Annotated in this window: 1 rRNA gene; it reads left to right on the top strand. The window is 50.3% G+C overall.

Annotated elements, in window-relative coordinates:
- Window positions 1-461, top strand: a 16S ribosomal RNA gene (locus KGF41_RS20515); the annotation flags it as partial.
- Between the last annotated feature and the right edge of the window lie 32 nt (window positions 462-493).

The following is a 493-nucleotide window of genomic DNA, read 5'->3' on the forward strand; positions in this document are numbered from 1 at the left end:
GATGTTGGGTTAAGTCCCGCAACGAGCGCAACCCTTGTCTTTAGTTGCCATCATTAAGTTGGGCACTCTAGAGAGACTGCCAGGGATAACCTGGAGGAAGGTGGGGATGACGTCAAATCATCATGCCCCTTATGCTTAGGGCTACACACGTGCTACAATGGGTAGTACAGAGGGTTGCCAAGCCGTAAGGTGGAGCTAATCCCTTAAAGCTACTCTCAGTTCGGATTGTAGGCTGAAACTCGCCTACATGAAGCTGGAGTTACTAGTAATCGCAGATCAGAATGCTGCGGTGAATGCGTTCCCGGGTCTTGTACACACCGCCCGTCACACCACGGGAGTTGGAGACGCCCGAAGCCGATTATCTAACCTTTTGGAAGAAGTCGTCGAAGGTGGAATCAATAACTGGGGTGAAGTCGTAACAAGGTAGCCGTATCGGAAGGTGCGGCTGGATCACCTCCTTTCTAAGGAGAATTGCCTACTGTTTAATTTTGAG

The organism is Clostridioides sp. ZZV14-6150 (assembly GCF_020657875.1).
Taxonomy (GTDB): Bacteria; Bacillota; Clostridia; order Peptostreptococcales; family Peptostreptococcaceae; genus Clostridioides.